1 protein-coding gene is annotated in these 393 nt (G+C 46.1%); it reads left to right on the top strand.

Annotated features, from left to right (window positions below):
- The coding region (locus tag AC23P2_RS31285) for an SdrD B-like domain-containing protein (protein ID WP_487776818.1) at positions 1-393 on the top strand (393 nt) is incomplete at both ends.

Raw genomic sequence — 393 nt, 5'->3', positions numbered from 1 at the left:
TTTGTGTGGAAAGATCGCAATGACAATGGTCAGCAGGATGCAGGAGAGCCAGGCGTACAAAACGTGAAGGTGATTTTGTGGACAGGCACCGCGAACGGTCCAGTATCGAAGCGTGATTCAGTGTTTACAGGAGTAAATGGACAGTATTTGTTTAGCAACTTGCCAGTAGGTACCTACTATGTACAGTTTGACACGAAGAGCTTACCAGACACATGTCGGTTGAGCTTGCGTCCAAATACTGGTTCAGATGTAACAGACAGCGATGCAGATCCAATCACGGGTGTAACAGGTCCAATTGTATTGACACCTGAGAAACGCAGTGATTTGACAGTTGATGCAGGTTTGACAACATTCGACTTAGCGTTGACGAAGTCATTGGCATCAGGTCAAAGT

The organism is Runella sp. R0.1_18 (genome assembly GCF_057652155.1).
This window is presented reverse-complemented; position numbering and strand designations above follow the sequence as displayed.